This window comes from Kitasatospora sp. NPDC114501, from assembly GCF_055633695.1.
The window spans coordinates 139,026-153,155 of the sequence record NZ_JBVKDS010000015.1 but is presented as its reverse complement, the minus strand read 5'-3'; the positions used below and the strand labels follow the sequence as shown (position 1 = coordinate 153,155).

Annotated in this window: 19 protein-coding genes; 5 read left to right on the top strand and 14 right to left on the bottom strand. The window is 71.4% G+C overall.

Annotated elements, in window-relative coordinates:
• Nucleotides 1–31: 31 nt before the first annotated feature.
• Nucleotides 32–1,066, bottom strand: coding sequence for a 2-dehydropantoate 2-reductase (locus tag ACZ7RU_RS26945; RefSeq protein WP_470343539.1), 1,035 nt, complete (start codon nt 1,064–1,066; stop codon nt 32–34).
• A gap of 90 nt (nt 1,067–1,156) precedes the next feature.
• Nucleotides 1,157–1,978, bottom strand: a complete 822-nt coding sequence (locus tag ACZ7RU_RS26940; protein ID WP_470343538.1) for a class II aldolase/adducin family protein — start codon at nt 1,976–1,978, stop codon at nt 1,157–1,159.
• 133 nt (nt 1,979–2,111) lie between these two features.
• Between ACZ7RU_RS26940 and ACZ7RU_RS26935 the strand changes: the two genes are divergently transcribed.
• Together ACZ7RU_RS26935 and ACZ7RU_RS26930 are read left to right on the top strand one after the other, a co-directional pair.
• The gene (locus ACZ7RU_RS26935; protein ID WP_470343537.1) at nt 2,112–2,420 is read left to right on the top strand and encodes a hypothetical protein; all 309 of its coding nucleotides are present in this window, start codon (nt 2,112–2,114) and stop codon (nt 2,418–2,420) included.
• Between the two features lie 5 nt (nt 2,421–2,425).
• A complete protein-coding gene (locus ACZ7RU_RS26930) occupies nt 2,426–3,556 on the top strand; it encodes a tryptophan dimethylallyltransferase family protein (RefSeq protein ID WP_470343536.1) in 1,131 nt (376 codons plus the stop codon).
• A 28-nt stretch (nt 3,557–3,584) separates the two neighbouring features.
• On the opposite strand, the gene ACZ7RU_RS26925 is transcribed toward ACZ7RU_RS26930, so the two are convergent.
• The 3 genes from ACZ7RU_RS26925 to ACZ7RU_RS26915 are packed head-to-tail and all read right to left on the bottom strand — an operon-like array spanning nt 3,585 to nt 4,441.
• On the bottom strand, nt 3,585–3,968 hold the full coding sequence (locus ACZ7RU_RS26925; protein ID WP_470343535.1) for a hypothetical protein: 384 nt from the start codon (nt 3,966–3,968) through the stop codon (nt 3,585–3,587).
• Between the two features lie 39 nt (nt 3,969–4,007).
• Nucleotides 4,008–4,268: a hypothetical protein gene (locus ACZ7RU_RS26920; RefSeq protein WP_470343534.1), complete on the bottom strand. Its 261-nt coding sequence runs from the start codon at nt 4,266–4,268 to the stop codon at nt 4,008–4,010.
• Nucleotides 4,265–4,441, bottom strand: a complete 177-nt coding sequence (locus ACZ7RU_RS26915) for an ATP-binding protein (protein ID WP_470343533.1) — start codon at nt 4,439–4,441, stop codon at nt 4,265–4,267. Before ACZ7RU_RS26915 ends, ACZ7RU_RS26920 begins: the two co-directional genes overlap by 4 nt.
• A 16-nt stretch (nt 4,442–4,457) precedes the next feature.
• Here ACZ7RU_RS26915 and ACZ7RU_RS26910 point away from each other — a divergent pair, with 16 nt between their 5' ends.
• Together ACZ7RU_RS26910 and ACZ7RU_RS26905 are read left to right on the top strand one after the other, a co-directional pair.
• The gene (locus tag ACZ7RU_RS26910; RefSeq protein ID WP_470343532.1) at nt 4,458–4,643 is read left to right on the top strand and encodes a DUF397 domain-containing protein; all 186 of its coding nucleotides are present in this window, start codon (nt 4,458–4,460) and stop codon (nt 4,641–4,643) included.
• Nucleotides 4,644–4,860: 217 nt separating this feature from the next.
• The gene (locus tag ACZ7RU_RS26905) at nt 4,861–5,343 is read left to right on the top strand and encodes a GNAT family N-acetyltransferase (protein WP_470343531.1); all 483 of its coding nucleotides are present in this window, start codon (nt 4,861–4,863) and stop codon (nt 5,341–5,343) included.
• Between the two features lie 359 nt (nt 5,344–5,702).
• On the opposite strand, the gene ACZ7RU_RS26900 is transcribed toward ACZ7RU_RS26905, so the two are convergent.
• Both ACZ7RU_RS26900 and ACZ7RU_RS26895 read right to left on the bottom strand, forming a co-directional pair.
• Entirely contained in the window at nt 5,703–6,155 is a 453-nt protein-coding gene (locus ACZ7RU_RS26900) for an iron chaperone (RefSeq protein ID WP_470343530.1), read from the bottom strand.
• A gap of 455 nt (nt 6,156–6,610) precedes the next feature.
• Entirely contained in the window at nt 6,611–7,216 is a 606-nt protein-coding gene (locus ACZ7RU_RS26895) for a TetR/AcrR family transcriptional regulator (protein ID WP_470343529.1), read from the bottom strand.
• A gap of 100 nt (nt 7,217–7,316) precedes the next feature.
• Here ACZ7RU_RS26895 and ACZ7RU_RS26890 point away from each other — a divergent pair, with 100 nt between their 5' ends.
• The gene (locus ACZ7RU_RS26890; protein ID WP_470343528.1) at nt 7,317–7,760 is read left to right on the top strand and encodes a nuclear transport factor 2 family protein; all 444 of its coding nucleotides are present in this window, start codon (nt 7,317–7,319) and stop codon (nt 7,758–7,760) included.
• A 48-nt stretch (nt 7,761–7,808) separates the two neighbouring features.
• On the opposite strand, the gene ACZ7RU_RS26885 is transcribed toward ACZ7RU_RS26890, so the two are convergent.
• From ACZ7RU_RS26885 to ACZ7RU_RS26855, 7 genes are all read right to left on the bottom strand, one after another.
• Entirely contained in the window at nt 7,809–8,108 is a 300-nt protein-coding gene (locus ACZ7RU_RS26885; RefSeq protein ID WP_470343527.1) for a hypothetical protein, read from the bottom strand.
• A 747-nt stretch (nt 8,109–8,855) separates the two neighbouring features.
• A complete protein-coding gene (locus ACZ7RU_RS26880) occupies nt 8,856–9,455 on the bottom strand; it encodes a hypothetical protein (RefSeq protein WP_470343526.1) in 600 nt (199 codons plus the stop codon).
• Between the two features lie 111 nt (nt 9,456–9,566).
• Entirely contained in the window at nt 9,567–10,346 is a 780-nt protein-coding gene (locus ACZ7RU_RS26875; RefSeq protein ID WP_470343525.1) for an ABC transporter permease, read from the bottom strand.
• Nucleotides 10,343–11,314, bottom strand: coding sequence for an ATP-binding cassette domain-containing protein (locus ACZ7RU_RS26870; protein ID WP_470343524.1), 972 nt, complete (start codon nt 11,312–11,314; stop codon nt 10,343–10,345). The genes ACZ7RU_RS26875 and ACZ7RU_RS26870 overlap by 4 nt, the downstream gene beginning before the upstream one ends.
• The gene (locus tag ACZ7RU_RS26865) at nt 11,314–12,153 is read right to left on the bottom strand and encodes a DUF4097 family beta strand repeat-containing protein (protein ID WP_470343523.1); all 840 of its coding nucleotides are present in this window, start codon (nt 12,151–12,153) and stop codon (nt 11,314–11,316) included. The genes ACZ7RU_RS26870 and ACZ7RU_RS26865 overlap by 1 nt, the downstream gene beginning before the upstream one ends.
• A 104-nt stretch (nt 12,154–12,257) precedes the next feature.
• The gene (locus tag ACZ7RU_RS26860; protein ID WP_470343522.1) at nt 12,258–12,839 is read right to left on the bottom strand and encodes a toxin-antitoxin system HicB family antitoxin; all 582 of its coding nucleotides are present in this window, start codon (nt 12,837–12,839) and stop codon (nt 12,258–12,260) included.
• Nucleotides 12,840–13,011: 172 nt separating this feature from the next.
• Nucleotides 13,012–14,079: an adenosine deaminase gene (locus tag ACZ7RU_RS26855; protein ID WP_470343521.1), complete on the bottom strand. Its 1,068-nt coding sequence runs from the start codon at nt 14,077–14,079 to the stop codon at nt 13,012–13,014.
• Nucleotides 14,080–14,130 lie beyond the last annotated feature (51 nt).

Below are 14,130 nucleotides of genomic sequence, written 5' to 3'. Positions count from 1 at the left end.
CCTGACCTGCGCAGCGGGGCCGGGGTGGGCCCTATCCGACCGGGGGGAGTTCGGCGAGGAGGGCGGGGCCGGACCAGCCAGGGGTGGCACCGGGGGCGGCCGCCTCGGCCTCGCGGACGAGGGCGATGAGCCGGGCGTTGGCGGGGGCGGTGAGGCCGTGGCGCTCGGAGAGGGCGACGATCTCGCCCTGGAGCGAGTCGATCTCGGTGGGGCGGCCCCGCTGGAGGTCCTCCCACATCGAGGAACGGGCGGTGGCGTCGATCTGAAGGCTGGCCCCCGCCAGCTCGTGGAACTGCGCGTCCGGCAGTTCGAGCACCTGCGGCATCACCTCCGGCGGCACCGGCCCGAGCTGGGCCGGCGCCACCCCCGCGGCCCGGAACGCCGCCAGCGCCTCCAGCTGGCAGCGTGCCACGCACTGCCGGTACGCCAGCTGCCCGACCTGCTCGCGCAGCGGCAGGCCCGAGAGCGCGTTGACCGCGTTGTTGAGGTTCATCAGCAGCTTCGCCGCCTGGACGGCCGGCATGTCCACCCGCAGCTCCAGTTGCAGACCGCTCGCCCGGGCCGCCTCGGCGAGCGCGTGCGCCCCCTCCTCGTCGGCCAGCATCAGCGACCCGGCACTGCCCTGGTGGAAGGCGGCGGCGCCGGTCCGCACCACGTTGTACGGCACCATGCCGGCCAGCACCCGGTGGGACGGCAGCGCGGCCGCGAGCTCGTCCGCGTTGCGCAGGCCGTTCTGGAAGCTCACCACCACCGTGTCGGGGCCGAGGTGCGGAGCCAGCTCCCGGGCGGCGGTCGCGGTGTCGGCGGACTTCACCGTGACCAGGACGTAGTCGGCGCCGGACGCGGCCCGGGGGTCGGCGGCGACGGTCAGCTCCCGTACCTCGCGACGGGCCTCGCCCGGACCGGTGAGGGTCAGCCCCTCCGCGTCGATCGCCGCCATCGCCACCGGGCGGCCGATCAGGACGACCTCGGCGGTCGAGGCGAGCATGCCGCCGAGATGGCAGCCGATGGAACCGGCACCGAACACGGCGATCCGGAGCCTGTGCTGGACGGGGGCGGTGGACACGGGGCTGCTCCAGGGCGGCGAGGACGGGCGGGGCGAAGACGAGCGGGGCAGGGAAGGACGGGGCGCGGCAGGACGGGACGGGGAAGCCGGTCAGTCGAAGAGGTCGGGGTCGGAGAGGGTGATCTGGTCCCACAGCGGCCGGGCCTGGAACCAGCCGGCCAGCGGGGTACCGATCTGGTCGCGGGCGATCAGCGCGGTCTCGCGGTCGATCAGCTTGGGGGTGCCGGCCGCCATCGCGATCAGCTGCGCCTGGCAGGAGCGCTCCATGGTGACGAACCACCAGACCGCCTCGGCCACCGACTGCCCGACCGTGAGCAGGCCGTGGTTCTGCAGGATCACCGCCTTGTGGCCGGCCAGCGCGGCGGCCACCCGCTTGCCCTCCTCGGTCTCGGTGACGACGCCCCGGTAGTCGCTGTACAGCCCGTGGTCCTCGAAGAAGACGCAGGCGTCCTGGGTGATCGGGTCGAGCGGGATGCCGAGGCTGGAGAAGGCCTTGCCGTAGAGGGAGTGCGAGTGCGCGGCGGCGACCGCGTCCGGGCGGGCGGCGTGCACCTGGGAGTGGATCGCGAACGCGGCCCGGTTCACCGGCCGGTTGCCGTGCAGCAGGGTGCCCTCGTGGTCGACCAGGATCAGGTCGGAGGCCTTGATCTGGTTGAAGCTCATGCCGAACGGGTTCACCCAGAACCAGCTCGGGTTCTCCGGGTCGCGGACGGTGATGTGCCCGGCGACGCCCTCCGAGAAGCCGAACCGGCCGAACAGCCGGAACCCGGCCGCCAGTTGCTCCTTGCGGTACTGGCGCTCCTCCTCCACCGAGTCGAAGACCGGCGGCAGCGGCAGGGTCACCCCCTCCGGGGCCGGGCCGACGACGCCGGTCGCCGCGTACGGGTCGGCGGACTGCTGCGGTGCGGACATGGCGACTCCCGGGGCTGCGGCGGTGGGTGGGCAGGGGCGGACTGGACCAGAGATGCGTTCGAAAGATTCATACCTCTGGTATCAGCCCTATGGCTATGATCAATCTGATCATCGATCAGCGGGAGGAGCAATGATGCGCAAGGTACTGGCAACGCTGGCAGTTGGGGTCGCTACGGGTGCGGCCCTGCTCGGCGGCACGTCGGCCACCGCCGTCGCCGGCCAGCTGAACGAACCCAACCAGTCGGGCGTGGTACAGCTCAACGAGCCGAACCAGTCGGTCATCGGCCAGCTCAACGAGCCGAACCAGTCGGTCATCGGCCAGCTGAACGAGCCCAACCAGTCGGTCATCGGCCAGCTCAACGAGCCGAACCAGTCGGTCATCGGCCAGCGCAACGAGCCGAACCAGGACGTGGTTCAGCAGCTGAACGAGCCCAACCAGTAGGGCCAGTGACCACCACCCCACAGCTTCGCTACGCCCCACCCGCCCCGGCCCCCTTCCAGGCCCCGGACAAGAGCTTCGGGCAGTTCCTGGAAGAGAAGTGGACAGCCGTCTGCCAGGGCCTGGGGACGGGCGAGCCGGAGACTGCCCGCGTCCTGCGGGACCTGCGGGACGTGCTCAGCCCGTGGGGTGCCCAGCCCATCGGGACGCGGTGCACGCCGCCCTCGTTCGTCTCCTCCGACGGATTCCCCGCCGAGCTATCCGTCAGTTGGAAGGCGGGGCGACCGGAGATCCGCATCCTGTTCGAGTCGCTGAGCTCCGACCGCACGCCGCTCGGGTGCCAGGAAGCCGGCCGGGAGCTGACGCGCCGACTCGCCGAGCGGCCGGGAACGAGCATCGAGCGGTACCTCGACGTCGAGGACCTGTTCGTCACGCCCGATCCCGATCCCAACCGGCCCACCGTCTGGCACTCCCTGGCCTGGCAGCCCGGCGAGCGTCCGCACTACAAGGTCTACCTCAACCCGCAGGCGCACGGCCTGGACCGCACCCACGAGGTGATGGCGGAGGCCATGCACCGGCTGGGGCTGGCGGCGGCCTGGGAGCCGGTGGGGCGGCGCTGCGACGAACTCGCCCGGCGCGGGCACGAGGTGGAGTTCTTCGCCCTTGACCTGGACGGCGGAAGCGCCTCCCGGGTGAAGGTCTACTTCCGCCACCTCCCCATGTCGATGGACGAGTTGGACACGGTGGCCGCACTGTCGCACCGCCACGACCCGGTGCGGGCGGCCCGCGCCCGTGCCGTGATCTACGGGCGGGACGGCGGGATCGTGGACAACGAGCCGATGACCTGCCTGGCGTTCCGGGAGGGCGGGGCCGGCCCCGAGGAGGCCAACGTCTACCTGCGGCTGCCGGGCAACGCCCGCAGCGACGCCGAGGCCGCCGCGCGCATCGCGGAGCTGATGCGGATCGAGGGAGTGGACCCGCGCCCGCACGCCGAGGTTGTCCGCCGGCTGACGGCCGGGCTGCCGGACGGCGACACCGGCGTGCAGGAGCTCTGCAGCTACCGGACCATCGCACCCGGGGTCCCGGCGCACATCGGTCTGTACCTGCGGTTCAACACCTACGCGGAGCCCGAGGCCTGACTCGGCCTTCGCCGGACCGCCGTCACCTTCAGCTCGTTCCGGCGGCCGTCCGGAAACGGCGGAGCAGTTCGCGGCCGGGCGGGCTGTCCGGAGCGAAGCTGTACATTCCGGCGACGTCGGACGGCAGTTCGGGCCCCGCCAGCAAGGCGCCGTGGCAGTCGAAGCAGAAGGAGATCTCGAAGAGGAGCCCGCTGGAGCCGTGCGCCCGGATCCCGAACCCGGGCGCGAAGCAGCGACGCAGCTCGCTCTCCGGCAGCGACCCGATCAACTCCAGGGCCTGCCGCAGGTCCTCCGTTTCCCAGACGGCGATGCTCTCCCTTGTGGCAGAGCCCGAACCGTGGGCACGCGTCGGGTTCGCGATCCGGAGCACTTCGATCAGGCAGGTCTGCGAGGCGATGTCAGGCAGCAGCATCCGGACAGGATCTCAGAGGAGCACTGATCCGGGAACCGCTCAGGTCCGGTGATCGGCGTCCCGGGTGCGCCTGAACTCGCGCAGGAGCGCGAGGGGGTTGATCAGGGTGCTGGCCGGGACGTTTCCGATGTCGATCAGGCGGCGGCCGTGGAGGTTGGTGTCACCCGGGGCGGCGGAGGGCCAGAGGAGGCCGAATTCGCGTCCCTCGGTGCGGAGTTCGACGATCAGCTCGGAGACCTGGCGCGAGGTGAGGTGGAGCAGGGCCGGATCGGCGGGGTGGATGGGGTGGTGGGCGCTCACGCGGCACCGTCCAACTCGAACCAGACGGTCGTGCCGAGCTGCTGGGGGTCCACGGCCCAGCGGTGGGTGAGGCCGGCGACGAGCTGGAGGCCCCGGCCGGTCTCGGAGAACAGGGCGAGAGGGCCCTGCTCGGGGAGGAGCGGACTGCGGTCGGACCTGATCGCGAAGATCAAGAAGGAGATATAGATCGTGGGAAAGCTCGCCTGGACACGCCCTGCGTCGTGCGCCAACTCGAATAATTGCCCCGAAGTCGCCGTGACCGAGGATGCCGTCTTCGTCCGCAGCAGCCCTCGACCCGACGCCATCGCCCAACTCACCCCGGACGAGTGGCGCGACCTCGTCTCCGCCATCCGCGCCGGCGAGTTCGACGCCTGACTCCACCGATTCGGCACACGGGCGCTGACCTGCTACTGTTTCTGACGTCGCGAGGGAGATGATCTCTCGTCAGGCGTCAGCGGTGCTACCAGAGCACGTCCTACTTTCAGTAGGAAGAGTCCGTGCAACCCGGGCCTGGCGCTCCATAGTCGGAAGGGTCCGGCGCCCACCAGGGTGCCGGGCCCTTCCGCGTTCACTGCTCGGGACAGGAGCAACAGTGCGGATCGCGACCGACGACCTCTCCGGCCCCGAGATCGCCGAATTCCTCTCCGACCACGTCCGCCAGCTGCGGGCCACCTCCCCGCCGGAGAGCACCCACGCCCTCGACCTCGACGCCCTCCGCCGGCCCGGGATCACGTTCTGGTCGGTGCGGGACGGCGGCGTCCTGGTCGGCTGTGGCGCGATCAAGCGCCTGGACGCCGACCACGCCGAACTCAAGTCGATGCGCACCGCGCCCCTGCGCAAGCGGAGCGGCGTCGCCTCCCTGCTGCTGGAGCACATCATCGGCGAGGCCAAGCGCATGGGCTTCACCAGGCTGAGCCTGGAGACCGGTTCGGCCGACTTCTTCCTGCCGGCCAGGAACCTGTACGAAAAGTTCGGGTTCGTCCCCTGCGAGCCCTTCGCGGACTACCGGCCCGACCCGAACAGCACCTTCATGACGAGAGCGCTCCACGACCACGATTCGTCGCACCGGCGCTGAGCTGCTAGTATTCCTGACGTCGCGAGGGAGATGCTTCCTCGTCAGGCGTCAGCGGTGCTACCAGAGCACGTCCTACTTTCAGTAGGAAGAGTCCGTGCAACCCGGGCCTGGCGCTCCACGTCGGAAGGGTCCGGCGCCCACCAGGGTGCCGGACCCTTCCGCATTCCCGGCATCCGCGCGCCTCACCGGAGTTCGACGGACTGACCGGGCTCTGTCGGGCTCCGCGGTCGAGTGCAAGCACTGCCGGGGCCGGCGGCCCGGCCACCCGGCGGACACGGGCCCGTACGTTCAGCCGGACGAGCCGGTGGGCTACGACGTGACCGACATCCGGCGCCTGGCAGGAAGGTCGGCGTCGCGGCTCAACCCACGGCCCGCTTCACCAGCGCGACGATCCGCGCCTCCACTTCGGGGGTGACCTCGGTCAAGGCGAAGGCGTTCGCCCACATCGTGTCCTCGTCCAGCTTCGCCTGGTCGCTGAAACCGAGCGTGGCATAGCGCGACTTGAACTTCTCCGCGCTCTGGAAGAAGCAGACGACCTTGCCGCCGAGTGCGTAGGCGGGCATCCCGTACCAGAGCTTCGGCGCGAGGCTCGGGGCGTTCGCCGTGACGACGGCGTGGACGCGCTCGGCCATGATCCGGTCCGAGTCCTGCATCTCGGCGATCTTCTCCAGGACCTCCCGTGCCGCCTCTGCGGCCTTCTCCGCCGCGGAGGTGCGGCGCGCGGCCGCCTTCATCTCCTTGGCGTGGTCCTTCATCGCGGCGCGCTCGTCGGCCGAGAAACCCTCGTACGAGTCGCTCTTGGTGCTGCCCATCGCACGTCCCCCTTGCGGATGTTGTTGCTCTGGATGCCGTTGTCCGGGATCTTGAGAAGGGACTATAGGAGATCCGCCACCTACTCGGGGCGCTGCTCAACCCGCCCAGCACCACGCCGAAGCCGACCTCGCACGCCGACCAGACGGATCGCCGCCGCCGGGCTCCCCCCGATTTCCCCGGCCTGACCATCCCGGGCCCACGATTCGGAGCACGGGCACTGAGCTGCTAATATTCCTGATGTCGCGAGGGAGATGATCTCTCGTCAGGCGTCAGCGGTGCTACCAGAGCACGTCCTACTTTCAGTAGGAAGAGTCCGTGCAACCCGGGCCTGGCGCTCCACGTCGGAAGGGTCCGGCACCTACCAGGGTGCCGGACCCTTCCGCATTCCCCGGCCACCTGCCGACGCACCCCCTCACCGGAGTGGAAAGTCGGGGAGCCCGACTTTCCACTCCACTCACACCCCCGCCCCCGCCCCCGCCCTCAGGCCGTCGCGGACGACCGCGCGGGCGCGCCCGGCGGCCTCCGGGTGGCCGGCCAGGTGCTCCAGCATGCGGCAGGTGCCGACCAGGACCGCCGTCAGCTCCGGCACCTCCAGGTCCGGCCGCACCGCGCCGGCCTGCTGGGCGCCCTCAAGGAGTGCGGTGAGGACCTCGCGCACCGCGCGGCCGGCGTCGGAAGTGGCGGCCCGGGTGTCGACTCCGGCGTCCGCGAGGGCCGCGGCGAAGGCGTTCTTGGCCGGGGACTGGTCCAGCACCACATCGAAGAAGGCGAAGAGGGCGTCCCCCGGCCCGGCCTCGGCCGCCAGGCGTCGCCCCTCCTCGGCCATGCGTTCCAGTCGCCGGACGAGCACCGCCTCCAGCAGGGCCTCCTTGGTGGGGAAGTGCCGGAACACGGTGGCGATGCCGACCTTCGCCTCCCGGGCGATCTCCTCCGTGGACGCGCCGGTGCCCCGCTCGGCGAAGACCGCCTCGGCGACCTCCAGCAGTCGCGCACGGTTGCGCCGCGCGTCGGCCCGCAGGGGCTTCGCGCCTGCGGCGGAAGGAGTCTGATCTGTCGTCATCTGGTCCTCGCCATGCCTGGACAAACGGAGTGGCGTATCCGTATCGTCGGAAACGGAGTCGCCTATCCGATTGTAGGCGGCAGGATCCCGGAGGTCAGCCATGTCCGCACCAGCCACCCCGCGCGAGGTCTTCGAGCTCTTCATCGGCCTCATCTCGGCGGGCCGGTGGAGTGAACTGCCCGAGCTCTACGCGGAGGACGCCGTGGTGGACGTCGTCTTCTCGCCCACTCCCCCGCGCCGCGTCGAGGGTCGGGCGGAACTCCGCGAGCGCTTCGCCGCCCTGGCGGCCGCCGACGCCATCCGGCTGCGCGCGGAGAACATCCACGTCCACGGGACCGACGACCCCGAGGTGGTGATCGCCGAGTTCGACTACGAAGCCCTGTACCCCGCCACCGGCCGCACCTTCCGCACCCCCAACATCCAGGTGCTGCGTGTCCGGGACGGCCTGATCGTCGAGACCCGGGACTACCACGACCACCTCGCCTTCGCCGTGGCGGACGGACGCGCGGGCCAGCTGCTCGCCGCCCTGGACCAGCAGGGGTGACCCGCACCCGATGACGTAGCCCCACCGCGCCCCGCCCCGCCGTGCGTCTCACCCGCCCAGGTGGGTGGTGCTGCCACCGCGCCCATGGCGGCCGCGACGGCGCCTCAACTCGGCGAGCCACTCCCGCACCTGCGCCTCGTCGTGCAGGTACGGGCCGTCGGGGCCGGTCCGCAGGTCGATGCCGTGCAGCAGGTTCAGGGCCCACAGGGACACCTCGTCCCACCGCAGGTCGTCGTCGAGGAACCACCGCGCCGCCCAGCGGTCGGCCTCGTCCCGGCTCACCCGGCCGTCCGCCACGGCCGTGAACCACCGCTCGATGTCGTCCGGACCGGGCTGGTCGGTCTCCAACTCGTCACCCCATCAGTGCTATGGAAGAAAAATCGGGAGAAGGCCTGATCTCATCGTCGGCGAACTTCCCGAGCGGAAGCCGGTTTTCCGCCACCGGGGCCCCGGGTAGGGCCGAGACGTTCGCATCCCGACTGTTCCGGTACTCACGGACGGGGGCGGACCCTCGACGCTTTCCCATCGGAAGGACACCCTCATGCACAGGACCCTTCGGAACGCCCTCGCGACCGTCCTCGTGACGGGTGCGCTCACCGCCGCTCCCGCCGCCGTGGCCGCCGAGCAGGCACCGTCGACGGCCGAGGTCCAGGCGGAGGTCCGCAACCCGAAGACGATCAAGGTCGCCGACTACAACCAGGCCCGTGGAACCCTGATCAACGCCGGCAGCCGGACGGCCGCCAAGTCCCACCCGGCGCACGGCACCAAGGACGTCCCGGTCTCCCACGGCACCAGCCTACTCGCGGAGGCCCGCGACGAGTTCCGCGCCGCCGACCGGAACCTGCCGGCGGCCAGAAGAAGTCCGACATGTCGATCCCGCACTACAACGCCGTGCACAGCGCGGCCACCACCATGGGCATCGACCGCTGGTGACGCCTGCCCGCCGGGGCTTTCGGTCGCGCCGGCGGTCGGGGCCGGCGGTCGGGGCCGGCGGTCGGGGCACCGCCCCTCCGAGACCCTTGCGATCCGACTTCGGCGTGCCCGCCGTCAGCCCCGCCCCCGGCGTTGCTCGACCGACCTTCGGCGCGGACCCTCCTACAGGGGCCTCCGGGGCCTGGGCGTCACCGAGGGTTCGCCCAGCGTCCCGCCCTTCTCGACGGTGAAGACCCTGGTCTCGTGCTCCAGCGTCACCGTGATCTCACCCGGGCCGGACCAGTCGGCCCGGAGGAAGCCCTCCTCCTCGCCCCAGGTGCCGAGGCTCCAGTGTCGGGCCGACCAGCCGGTGCCGGAGACCAGCTCCACCCGGTAGACCGGATCGATCGAGAAGGCGATGTCGGTGACGCGCAGCACGTGGTCGGAGCGGTTCGGGTCGGGCTTGCGATCGACCAGCCGGCCGTCGCCCCCGAAGACGTACGCGAGGGTCCCGACCGCCGCGCCGACGACGAGGAGCGGTGACAGGACGGCCGCGAAGCCGATCTGCGCCCACCGGGTGCGGAACTCGACCTGGACCACCACCGAGGCCATGGCCAGCGCGACCGCCGTCCCGAGCAGCAGCACCGGGTGGTTCAGCCAGCGCTCGACCTCGACCAACCCGCCCTGGCGGGAGGAGAAGTAGCCCGGCAGGTACACCAGGAAGGCCGCCAGCGCCGCGCCTCTGAGCCACCACACCACCTGCCTGCGGCGCGTGCCTTTCATTTGCTCCCCCCGGAGTCGTCCTTTGCCGGGACTTTACTACGGGGACACCTGACGGCCCGGACGACGGGTGCTCCGTCGTCCGGGCCGCTCCGGCTACCGGCCGTACCCCCGTCACCGCCGGTAGAAGACGCTCCTCGACCAGAAGAAGCCGATCAGCGTCAGCACGGTGCACCAGGCCAGGGCGCTCCAGGCGCTGGTGCCGATCCCGGTGCCGAGCAGCAGCCCGCGCAGCGTCTCGATCATGGGCGTGAAGGGCTGGTACTCGGCGAACCAGCGCAGTGCCGTCGGCATGGAGTCGGTCGGCACGATGGCGCTGCCGATGAAGGGCAGGAACTGCAGCGGCATCGGCATGTTGCTGGCGCTCTCGACCGTCTTGGCCACCAGGCCGATGCCGGCCGATATCCAGGTCAGGGCGATGGTGAGGAAGAGCAGCAGGCCCGTCGCGGCCAGCCACTCCACCGGCCCGGCGTTCGGCCGGAAGCCCATCGCGAGGGCCGCGCCGATCACCAGCACCAGCCCGATCATGGTCTGGATGACGCTGCCGACCACATGCCCCGCCAGGAAGGCGGAGCGCGATATGGCCATCGTCCGGAAGCGGTTGACGATGCCCTCGGTCATGTCGGTGCAGATGCCGATCGCGGTGACCAGCGACCCGGACGTGGCCGCCATCAGCACGATGCCCGGCGTCACGTAGTCGATGTAGTCACCGCCGCCGATGCCGGCGCCCAGCGTGCTGCCGTAGGCGTAGTTGAAGAGCAGCAGCATCATGACCGGCATCACCACGACCGCGAAGGTCAGGGACGGGTACCGCAGCGCGTGCTTGAGGTTGCGGCGCAGCATGGTCAGCGAGTCGCTGAGCACGTAGCCGGCCGTCCCCGTGGCCGTACTCATCGCCCACCCTCCCCGGTGAGTTGCAGGAACACGTCGTCCAGGTCGGCCGTCTCCACGACCAGTGACTCGGCCGGTACGGACGCGTTGTCGAGCGCGTCCAGCACGGCCTTCACGGTGAGGACGGAGTTGTCCCCCGGGATCTCCAGCCGCAGTGCCTCGGCGTCGGCCTTGGCGTACTCGAACAGCGCGGCCGCGGCGGCCAGTCGGGCGGCGTCCGCGAACTGGAGCCGGATCCGCCCGCCGGGGGCGAGCCGCTTCAGCTCCTCGGCCGTGCCCTCGGCGACGATCCGGCCGCCGTCCAGGACGGCGATCCGGTCGGCGAGTTGGTCGGCCTCGTCCAGGTACTGGGTGGTGAGGAAGATCGTGACCCCGTGGTCGGCGACCAGGCCCCGGATGATCTCCCACATGGTGCGCCGGCTGCGCGGGTCCAGCCCGGTGGTCGGCTCGTCCAGGAAAATCACCTTCGGGTCACCGACCAGGGTCATCGCCAGGTCGAGCTTGCGCCGCATGCCGCCGGAGAAGGTGGCGACGGGCTTGCGGGAGGCCTCGGTGAGATCGAAGCGCCGCAGCAGTTCCTCCGCCCGCCTCCGCCCCTCCCGACGGCGGAGGTGGTTGAGGTCGGCCATCAGCATCAGGTTCTCCTCGGCGGTGAGCAGGTTGTCCACCGCCGAGAACTGGCCCGTCACCCCGATCGCCCCGCGCACCCCGTCGGCCCCGCGCTCCACGTCGTGCCCGGCCACCCGGGCCGAGCCGCCGTCGGCGGGGATCAGGGTGGAGAGGATCTCCACGGTGGTGGTCTTGCCGGCGCCGTTGGGCCCGAGCAGGGCGAACACGCTGCCCGCCGGGATCCCCAGGTCGACGCCCTTCAGGACCGCCTTGTCCCCGTAGGACTTGGTGAGCCCGACGGCCGAGATCGCCGGGTCCGCCGAGACCGCCCGCCTCGCCGGGACTGCGGAGACCGCCGCCATCAGGCCCTCCGCACGACGACGTTGCCGACCTGGGTGCGGCCGCGGACCTCGACCGTCTCCACCGCGTCGCCCGGGCCCTGGGTGGGGCCGAGGTCGTTGCGGACGCCGCCGACCTTGCTGTGCACGTCCAGCCAGGCCGCGGTGCCCTCCGCGATGCCGACCTCCACGTCCCCCAGGCTGGTCTGGAGGGTGACCTGACCGCGGACCACCCGGCCGACCCGGATGTGGCCGTGCGCCGATTTGGCGTCCACGTTCCCCTCGGCCGCGCCGATGTGGATGCGGCCGTTGGAGGCGTTGGCGTGCAGTTCGCCGTGCACCTCGTCGATCTCGGTGTCGCCGATGCTGTTCTTGACCGTCAGCCGGCCTCCGACGGAGCCGATCTCGATCCGGCCGGCGCCGGACACCTCGGCGTCCCCGGTCGTCGCCCCGAGCCGGACGTCCCCGAAGCCGCTGTCGAGCCGGGCGCTCTCGGCGCTCTCGACCTGGATCCGGCCGAGCGAGGTCTTCAGCCGGCAGTCGCCGAGCGGCCCCTCGGTGACGAACTCGGCCATCGGGGACTCGCTGTGGACGTCGGAGCCGGCCGGCAGCTCGACCAGGATCTCGATCCCGCCCTTCTTGCTGGTGAAGACGGAGCGCTGCTTGGGGGCCTTGATGCCGAGCCGGCCGCCGGAGAAGTCGACCTGGGTCTGCTCGGCGGCCTTGACGTCCGCCTCCTTGGCCGGGTTGGCCGGCCGGACCTCGACCACGGCGTCGGTGCGCTTGCCCGCCTTGATCCAGACCGAGCCGATGTCGAACTCGAGGATGGCGGAAATCGGACCGTCGATCTCGTACGTAGGCATGGCTGTCCCGTCCTCTTGACTCGTGTGGGTGTTCCCGCTGGTGGGAGCGGGGTGACGTCGAAGGTGCAGAAGGTGGCGCAGACGTTCCCGGTACTACGGAAGTACTAGTGGACCCAGCCGGTGAAGCCCTGGCCGCCGATGCTGCGCGCGACCCGGCCGGCCGGGTCGGCCACCGGACGGCGGGCCGGCTCACCGCCCTCCAGCGCACCGGCCAGGGCCCGGACCAGCCAGGCGTTGAGCGAGAGGCCGGCCTCGGCGGCGGCCTCCTCCGCCCGGGCCTTGAGGTGGGCGGGCAGGCGGAGGTTGATCCGGGCGGTGCCCGTCTCGTCCGACTCCGTCACCCCCGAGGGCGCCACCGGCGGCGCCGTCGGCGCCACAGGTGGTGCCATCGGAGCCACGGACGGCGCCACGGGCGACAGGTCGCCGTGGAAGGCCTCCGATCCGGGCGGCGCCGTCACCACGAACTCCGGATCGAGGCCGCGCAGGCGCACGTCCACCGAGCCGGGGGCGAGGTCACGGGTGACTTCGCCCATGGCGGCCGAGAGCGCGTTGAGCAGGGTGAGCCGCACGGCCGACTCCAGCGGGAGCGTCAGCCGCTCGGCCAGCGCGCGGGCTTCGTCCCCGCCGGTGGCGGCGGCCACCGCGAGCTCGTTCCGGAGGTTTTCCACGTACGGCGTGAGGTCCATGGCCGATAGCTTGGCACAACGGTGGCGCCATGTCGAGTCATTAGTGGCACCACTTTGGCGCCATCACCCGAACGGCCCTGGCGCCGACAACGGAACCGCCCCGCCGACGGGGGTCGACGGGGCGGTTCACCAGGGAGAACAGGGAAGCAGGGGAAACGGGCGGAGCCGGGAACTAGGGCCGCTGCCAACCCGCCAGGTAGGCGTCGATCTCCCCGGCCAGCCGGGTCTTGCCCGCCCGGTCCAGGAAGGACGCCTCGACGGCGTTGCGGGCCAGCCCCGCCACCCCGGCCTCGTCCAGGCCGAGCAGCCGCGCCGCCACCGCGTACTCGGTGTTGAGGTCGGTGCCGAACATCGGCGGGTCGTCGCTGTTGACCGTCACCAGCAGCCCGGCGTCCACCATCCGCTTGATCGGGTGGTCCTCGATCCGCTCCACGGCCCGGGTGGCGATGTTGGAGGTCGGGCAGACCTCCAGCGGGATCCGGTGCTCGCCCAGGTGGTCGATCAGCGCCGGGTCCTTCACCGCCTGGGTGCCGTGCCCGATGCGCTCGGCACCGAGCACCCGGATCGCGTCCCAGACCGTCTGCGGCCCGGTGGTCTCGCCCGCGTGCGGGACGCTGTGCAGGCCGACCGCCCGGGCCCGGTCGAAGTACGGCTTGAACTGGCGGCGCGGCACGCCGATCTCCGGGCCGCCCAGGCCGAAGCTGACCAGGCCCTCGGGGGCCAGCTCGGTGGCCAGCCGGGCGGTCACCTCGGCGGACTCCAGCCCGGCCTCGCCCGGGATGTCGAAGCACCAGCGCAGCACCACGCCGAGTTCCTTCTCGGCGCGCAGCCGGGCGTCCTCGATCGCCTCCATGAAGGCGACCTCGGGGATGCCCCGGCGGACCGAGGAGTACGGGGTGATGGTCAGCTCGGCGTACCGGATGTTCTGCCGGGCCATGTCCTCGGCCACGCCGTAGGTGAGCGCGCGGACGTCCTCGGCGTCCCGGACCAGGTCCACGACGCTCAGGTAGACCTCGACGAAGTGCGCGAAGTCGGTGAAGGTGAAGTACTCGGCGAGCGCCGCCGGGTCGGTCGGCACCTTGGAGTTGCCGGCGTGGCGCGCGGCCAGCTCCGCGACGACGCGCGGCGAGGCCGAGCCGACGTGGTGGACGTGCAGCTCCGCCTTCGGCATCCCGGCGATGAACGCCTCGATGCTCCGCTCTGTGGGGTTCCCGATCCGACTTCCGTCCGGCTGGACCACGGTCGTTCCCTTCTTCCTTCTTCACGTTTCTTCACGCGCGACGTCACCCGT

What these genes read in the sequence shown, in the direction of transcription:
- ACZ7RU_RS26940 (WP_470343538.1), bottom strand. Translation starts at nt 1,978, where the DNA reads ATGTCCGCACCGCAGCAGTCCGCCGACCCGTACGCGGCGACCGGCGTC.
- ACZ7RU_RS26935 (WP_470343537.1), top strand. Translation starts at nt 2,112, where the DNA reads ATGCGCAAGGTACTGGCAACGCTGGCAGTTGGGGTCGCTACGGGTGCG.
- ACZ7RU_RS26925 (WP_470343535.1), bottom strand. Translation starts at nt 3,968, where the DNA reads ATGCTGCTGCCTGACATCGCCTCGCAGACCTGCCTGATCGAAGTGCTC.
- ACZ7RU_RS26900 (WP_470343530.1), bottom strand. Translation starts at nt 6,155, where the DNA reads ATGGGCAGCACCAAGAGCGACTCGTACGAGGGTTTCTCGGCCGACGAG.
- ACZ7RU_RS26895 (WP_470343529.1), bottom strand. Translation starts at nt 7,216, where the DNA reads ATGACGACAGATCAGACTCCTTCCGCCGCAGGCGCGAAGCCCCTGCGG.
- ACZ7RU_RS26890 (WP_470343528.1), top strand. Translation starts at nt 7,317, where the DNA reads ATGTCCGCACCAGCCACCCCGCGCGAGGTCTTCGAGCTCTTCATCGGC.
- ACZ7RU_RS26880 (WP_470343526.1), bottom strand. Translation starts at nt 9,455, where the DNA reads ATGAAAGGCACGCGCCGCAGGCAGGTGGTGTGGTGGCTCAGAGGCGCG.
- ACZ7RU_RS26875 (WP_470343525.1), bottom strand. Translation starts at nt 10,346, where the DNA reads ATGAGTACGGCCACGGGGACGGCCGGCTACGTGCTCAGCGACTCGCTG.
- ACZ7RU_RS26870 (WP_470343524.1), bottom strand. Translation starts at nt 11,314, where the DNA reads ATGGCGGCGGTCTCCGCAGTCCCGGCGAGGCGGGCGGTCTCGGCGGAC.
- ACZ7RU_RS26865 (WP_470343523.1), bottom strand. Translation starts at nt 12,153, where the DNA reads ATGCCTACGTACGAGATCGACGGTCCGATTTCCGCCATCCTCGAGTTC.
- ACZ7RU_RS26860 (WP_470343522.1), bottom strand. Translation starts at nt 12,839, where the DNA reads ATGGACCTCACGCCGTACGTGGAAAACCTCCGGAACGAGCTCGCGGTG.